The sequence below is a fragment of the Acidithrix ferrooxidans genome, from assembly GCF_000949295.1.
GTDB lineage: Bacteria > Actinomycetota > Acidimicrobiia > Acidimicrobiales > Acidimicrobiaceae > Acidithrix > Acidithrix ferrooxidans.
Map to the genome: position 1 here is coordinate 1 of NZ_JXYS01000123.1, position 6,136 is coordinate 6,136.

The window sequence follows — 6,136 nt, forward strand, 5'->3', positions numbered from 1 at the left end:
CTGCTCCATAGACGATCTTTCCAGTTTCATGATCTGTTACGGGCTCTAAATAACTTGGGTTATGTACTTATGGTGTTTACGATAGGCAATCTCATCTACCCCTATTATTGAGAGCTTCTCTAGTCGCTTTGGATCGATCTCTTTGGCTACTACTCTCTCACAGATCGTACCAACTGTTTTCTGAGCAATCCGGGTGAGCTTCGTAACTGTTGTTTTATCCATCTTTGCGGTTGAGCCGGCAACTAGATGTTCAAAGTCTCTCGTGAAGCGAGATTTACGATACCGGTCACCCAAATGGCACTGACTCAGTGATTACTCCATGATTGGGGCATTTCGGTCTCCGTAGGGCACAAGAGATCCAAGTACGACGTATTCCCATGTCAAGATGTCTCCAGCGAGGGTTGATAAGTTCTGATGTCGTAGCGGTATTTTGTTTTGAATTTACGGCTTATTCAACAACACTTTGGACATGCGAGCTTGGATCGTGCAAGTTTGACATCTACAACAATTTCATCTTTTGAGATAAAAATATCGTTGACAATGACACCTTTAACGTCAAGCAACTGCTTGACTAGAGAGTTAGCGTGCACGGTTAGATCTCCTAAATCTGTGTGTTAGTAACTTCAAATTTAGAGGTCACAAACCGTGCAGGTTTCATTCAATGCTTTTAAAGACCCAAAAGTTCTTATCGTACAGGCGTTACTTATCAGTTATGGGGTCTTGGTGACCCACATGAGGGTTAGGAGAGCCAATTGATTGTGGTGGTCGATACGAGCGTGCTCGCTGCAGAGCTGCTCCGCAAACGAGGACGCGATTTGTTCCGCCATCCGCAGTTACGCAGCGTCATCGCTCAAGACCAATGGGAAGAGACTCAACACGAACTACCGAAACGGGCCAAGAAGATTGTGGGCCATGGTCATTTGAGCCAAGCACAAGTCGATCTGCTGTTAGGCGACGTTGATGAACTCTTCACCAGCCGCACCATTGAAATCATTCCTTCTTCTGCCTACGAGGAGAAGAAGGAACTTGCACTTCGGCGAGTGCCACAAGATCCGAAGGATTGGGCTCCTGTCGCGCTAGCCATGACCATGGATGCTGGCATCCTTACTCGCGACGGTGACTTTCTCGGATGCGGACTTCCGACGTGGACGGTAGAGACCCTGCGTCTGGAGCTTGAGCACCTATGACTCAGGGACTCAGGGACTAGTCGAGTTGTCAACCGCTATATCGGCGTATCGGGTGGTTACCTCGGATTGCCTGAGAGAGGCGCGGACGAAGTTAGGGGTCAGGATACCGCGGTTTCCAATCTGGGGGTTGATTTGGCATGAGGAATCGGCCTGGACTTGAGAATTAGAACGCAGAGTACACCAAGACATCTGTTGCGTTCTCATCGCTGCAATCGTCCAGGGTCAATCCAGAGCATCTCGAAATAACCGTGCCGGGCGGCTGTGATGGCCGCCCCAGCCGGCAGGTCATGTTGGGCGATCGTCGTTCATGGAAGCCATCGTTGCGATGGTTTGCTGAGCTAGAAAGGCAGTTCAATGGGGATATTATGAAATGGACATGTCGCCAGTCCGAGCCCGACCCAGAACTTGACTTTGATCGACGGGGTGGAAGGCAGGCGAGATCAACTCCATAGTCGCGCCTCGACTGACACTGGTTACTCCTGGTTCCGCTGAACCCTGATCTCGGTGGGAACTTCGATCCCAATTCGAACCGACCGCCGCTTCGACTCCACAATGGTAATCACGATATCGTCGCTAATGACGATCCGTTCCTCCTCTTTTCGGGTGATCACGTGCATCCACGCCTCCTTTGACAACAAAGAGTACCAGGCATGAGCAGTTGGATCAACACGCAGCGCTCCCAGGGCCAGGGAAAGAATTCAGTCATACTGGACTGAGACTTCGGCCGTTGATGAGGCCGAGCCCTGTGGCCCCTGGCAAAGTAATGCCTAGCTTGGTGCCCTGTTCAACCAACTGAAAATAGACCGTGCTGCCCAGCGTAAGTAAGCAGACACTTCCTCCTGCTATGACCCAGCATCTGGGACACCTCCTGGCGCCGCGTCAGGTTTCAAAGAGATTACATACATAAACTCCCTGGTAGTCAGGGGTAATGAGATTTCGGATATTGATCCACCCGGCTTCGACCCGGACATCTCTATCCAAACCGGGGGCTTCTCTAACAAGGACTCTGGCGTCTCCCTGGACCGGACTCTCACCGGCTAGCTATCGTGAGCCTGTCGCTCGGTCTATGTCATCTGACCTCCTTGTTTGCTGCAACATACGTCTGAGCTTCTGGACGCATATGAATCCAAGTTTAGATAGCGCCTCTCATGATATACCGATGACTCTTCGCATTGCCGAAGCCGGGATACGGCGATGTATTCATTCTTAGGATGGGATATTCTTCCACCTCTGCTATGCTAAGCGGGTAATAACTACGCATAATGAAAGTTTAAGCATGGCTAACTCCATCGTGTTCGCTACTGATCAACCAGCGTCGACGCTAAGCCGTCGTGTTCAACGAGGCGAACTTGTCCGTATCGCTCCTGGGATCTACACCCAAGAGGTAAATGATGTGACGGGAGTAGTGGAGCGAGAGTGGCAGACCATCGTAGGCCACCTCATGCCAGATGCCGTGATCAGCGACAGGTCAGCTGCCTCGGGTGGTCCGGTTGATGGAGTACTCTACCTTGTTCGTCCGGTTGAGGCCCGTATAGTACAGCTTCCAGGTCTTATGGTGTTGGCTCGAGAAGGGCCTGGACCGCTAGAGGGAGATATTGAACTCCCTGGCGGTTTGTACCAGGCATCGCGATGGCGAGCCCTAGCGGAGAATACTCGCCCAGCGAGAGCGGTAAGAAATCGCCCGCGACGTGCGTTCACCGATAATGAGTTGGCCGACTGGGTTGATCGACTACTTCGCATAGATGGGGAGGATCATCTACGTAACTATCGAGATCGAGCTAAAGCTATGGCCAGAGATCTCGATGTGCCAGCAGCTGGCATCGATCGATTAGAACAGATGATTGGTGCAGCGATTGGTACTAGGACTATTCGTACGGGTTCTCAAGCGCTAGCTGCTCGACAACGCGGGTTTCCATACGATGCGGATCGAGTTAAAAGGTTCGATCTTTTGGCTCAAGCATTGCATCGCAGCCTGCCGCAAAACCACCCAGCAGACCCCAACGACCCACGCTGGAGCTGTCTTCCGTTTTTCGAAGCCTACTTTTCAAACTATATAGAAGGGACCGAATTCGAACTAGACGAAGCTACTGATCTCGTGTATGAGGGCAAGGTCCCTTATGGCAGAACCCAAGATGGACACGACCTTACTGGTACCTACCAGGTTGTCAACGACCTGATAGAGATGTCAAGCGTGGCAACTTCGGGGGAGCAGTTCGTGGAGTTGCTCCGCTATCGTCACTCAATTATTCTCGCTGGGCGACCGGAAAAGAACCCTGGGAGACTGAAAGAAGTTGCTAACCGCGCGGGCGACTCCGTATTTGTACGACCCGATCTAGCAGAGGGAACGCTACGTGCAGGCTTTGCTCGTCTAGCGGAACTCGATACAGCATGGGAGCGTGCCGTGTTTACCATGTTTCTGGTTTCTGAGGTCCATCCATTCGATGATGGAAACGGGCGAGCTGCAAGAGTAATGATGAACGCGGAACTAGTCGCTGGTAACCAATCACGAATCATTATCCCCATCGTGTTCAGAGATGACTATCTTGGAGCTTTGCGTCAACTCACCCGCTATGACGACCCCAGCGTCTTGATCAAAGCCCTGCGGTTCGCTCATGACTATACGTCCAGTATTGATTTCACTGACAAAACAACAGCAACTATGCAACTTGAGAGAACTAATGCCTTCAATGCAGCTGATAGCCCAAAGCGTCTCGTCTTGCTCGGCAGAAGCCAAAACGGAGAAATAGACCTCAGCTAACCGATACCAGTTTGTCTGAGACCCCCGGTAGCACAACGAAGACGGTTCTCATCTTATCTGGTGTGTTAGCGGCCATGCAATAAAGAACTCGTATACCGAACCGACATTAGCACTCGAGAGGAAGCAAGAACCGCAATCTTTGTTTCGATCCAGTGGTCCAACCAGAAGCGTAGACATTCGAACATCAATCATTTATCGCCGACTCGGTTCGAGCAAACTGCTACCTTACAAGCGGCATAGGTAAGCGGGGTCCAGAGTCCCATTTGGTGAGCAATTCCACCAGTTGGATACGCACAAGCCAACCCTACGGCTCCTATTCGACCTCTCCCGGAATGGTGAGGGTGCTCATCGAGTCATCTCGCTCCCAATCGTTGTCAAAGCCTGGAATCTGCACGTGGACCGGCGCGGCGCTCGTGGGAGACAGAAGCCATAGTTGCGCTCGAGAGTGGCAGAAATAACCGGATTCGAAGCGCTAATTCGTTGGCAACACCCCGAACGAGGGCTACTCAGTCCCCAGGCATTCCTTCCATTCATGGAAGAGACCGGTTTCATTGTGGAGATCAACCGCTGTGTCCGAGAGCAGGCGATACCCCAACTTGGGGATTGGCAGCAAAGCTACCCACGAACTCCCAACATATTGATGAACATAAACCTGTCGGCGAGTGATTTCATGACCCCCAACACCAGCATTGAATCCTCGGTCATGCGTAGCAATTGCAGCGAAGAGGTTTGATCAAGGGGCAATCAGCGACACATGGACACACTAGTGCTTGAAGGAGACCACCTTTCGCTGCATGAATGGATGTGGATAACACCCGACGACCCTCATACCGAAGGGACTCCCCGACCATCGAAACTATGGTAGAACGAAGAACAGATCCAGCTCAGTAACGGTAGGCATAGAAGAGATAACTCAAGTTGCTCGAACTCGTTCATTTGCACCGAAGCACCCCGTCGTTCGAGGATTCGATAGGTAAGAGCAGCACCCGTCGACCGAGCTTTTGGCGCTATGTGGGCTCGAAGACGAGGTGGGTCACTTCACGAGCGAACGGGTCGATCACGGCGCAAGTGACCTCGCCGTAGTCGCAGTCTCGACGCGGGGAACGCTCCGATCGTAAAAAGAGTGACAAATCCATTCACGCGTACCTTCCACTCTCGTAATCCTACAGCCTCGGTTTCTATATTGACACGCCTCGCCCAAGGCGATGGAGCGAACGTCTCATTGCATAGTCGCACTCTGGAGAAGTTCGATGTAAGAAGTGGCGCCTGCATCACAGTTACACAAAAAGATCGGCGTAGCTGAGCCTGCAAGACCAACTCAATGAGACACTAATGCTTGGTCGCAAACTCGTCAATTCGGATCTCAGAGGCTGGCAGTATGATGCGAAACATCTTGCGAACTCTCCACAGTACCCCGAACTTCGTTACGTCGGATTGTCCAAATCGTACACATTCGGAGATCCCGTCCGAAGAGGGTTTGATTCGTAACGTTGACGGGGCGATCTCACATGCTGGTCTGAGTGCTGAGAATGGTTTTGTAAGCTCGGTGCAGCGGGTAAAGATAGACGTCCTTCACCGGTAGTGCTTTGGCATGGGTGCGGTCTAGCTTGCCGCGACCTTGGGTCTTGCCGACTTGGATCCAATTGGCTGCTCGGTAGCTGGTACCAGCAAAGCGACCAGTCTCGACAAAGGTCTCGACGAGCACCGGGGCATAGCCATAGGCGACCTGCCAGTCATCACGCAGGCGTCGGGTAACTTTGGCGAGGATCTTGGAGGCGAGGTTGGGAACCTGGATATAAGGCAGGATGAGAAAGCGCGCGTTGCCCACCACGAGGTGCAGCCGGGAACGACGAGTCTTGTCGTCCCAGCCGATATGGGTGTCACGAGGAGCGCACTTCCAGGCCGACGCACCAAAGGAGAGTGCAGACACAAAGCCACAGTCGGCTTCTACCAGATATCGCAGTTGTGCACCAGCGAGAGGCACGTATCCGAGGTAGTGGTAGCTCGCGATGGTTTGGTTCCAGATCGCAGAGGCTTTCTTGGTCTGAACCAGGTGTATGCGGAGATCTCCGATCTGAGACAGTGTGCTCGGAGACATGTCGGGGAGGCGCAGTTGGGCATTAGGACTCTGGTAGCGAACAGCTCTGCCGTTGGTGTTCTCGCTCCGTGGTGGAGGAAGAGTGATGAGGCC

The 6,136-nt window shown here is 52.4% G+C and carries 6 protein-coding genes and 1 pseudogene; 4 read left to right on the plus strand and 3 right to left on the minus strand.

Annotated elements, in window-relative coordinates:
- Positions 1 to 45 precede the first annotated feature (45 nt).
- Positions 46 to 294: a DDE transposase gene (locus tag AXFE_RS16450; protein ID WP_052605479.1), complete on the minus strand. Its 249-nt coding sequence runs from the start codon at positions 292 to 294 to the stop codon at positions 46 to 48.
- 467 nt (positions 295 to 761) lie between these two features.
- Here AXFE_RS16450 and AXFE_RS16455 point away from each other — a divergent pair, with 467 nt between their 5' ends.
- Positions 762 to 1,187, plus strand: coding sequence for a PIN domain-containing protein (locus AXFE_RS16455; RefSeq protein WP_235347899.1), 426 nt, complete (start codon positions 762 to 764; stop codon positions 1,185 to 1,187).
- Positions 1,188 to 1,660: 473 nt separating this feature from the next.
- Here AXFE_RS16455 and AXFE_RS18760 read toward each other — a convergent pair whose 3' ends face one another.
- Positions 1,661 to 1,804, minus strand: a complete 144-nt coding sequence (locus AXFE_RS18760) for a carbon storage regulator (protein WP_082058853.1) — start codon at positions 1,802 to 1,804, stop codon at positions 1,661 to 1,663.
- Between the two features lie 674 nt (positions 1,805 to 2,478).
- Between AXFE_RS18760 and AXFE_RS16460 the strand changes: the two genes are divergently transcribed.
- From AXFE_RS16460 to AXFE_RS16465, 3 genes and pseudogenes are all read left to right on the plus strand, one after another.
- Positions 2,479 to 3,945, plus strand: a complete 1,467-nt coding sequence (locus tag AXFE_RS16460) for a Fic family protein (protein ID WP_160291913.1) — start codon at positions 2,479 to 2,481, stop codon at positions 3,943 to 3,945.
- A 93-nt stretch (positions 3,946 to 4,038) separates the two neighbouring features.
- A pseudogene (locus AXFE_RS21690) lies at positions 4,039 to 4,185 on the plus strand (IS3 family transposase); the annotation flags it as partial.
- Between the two features lie 205 nt (positions 4,186 to 4,390).
- On the plus strand, positions 4,391 to 4,678 hold the full coding sequence (locus tag AXFE_RS16465) for an EAL domain-containing protein (protein ID WP_052607022.1): 288 nt from the start codon (positions 4,391 to 4,393) through the stop codon (positions 4,676 to 4,678).
- A 771-nt stretch (positions 4,679 to 5,449) separates the two neighbouring features.
- On the opposite strand, the gene AXFE_RS16470 is transcribed toward AXFE_RS16465, so the two are convergent.
- Positions 5,450 to 6,136, minus strand: a 687-nt coding sequence (locus AXFE_RS16470) for a Druantia anti-phage system protein DruA (RefSeq protein ID WP_200891333.1), incomplete at its 5' end; no start/stop codon positions are given.

Excerpts from the sequence above, each read along its gene's own strand:
- AXFE_RS18760 (WP_082058853.1), bottom strand. The coding sequence starts at position 1,804 with ATGCACGTGATCACCCGAAAAGAGGAGGAACGGATCGTCATTAGCGAC.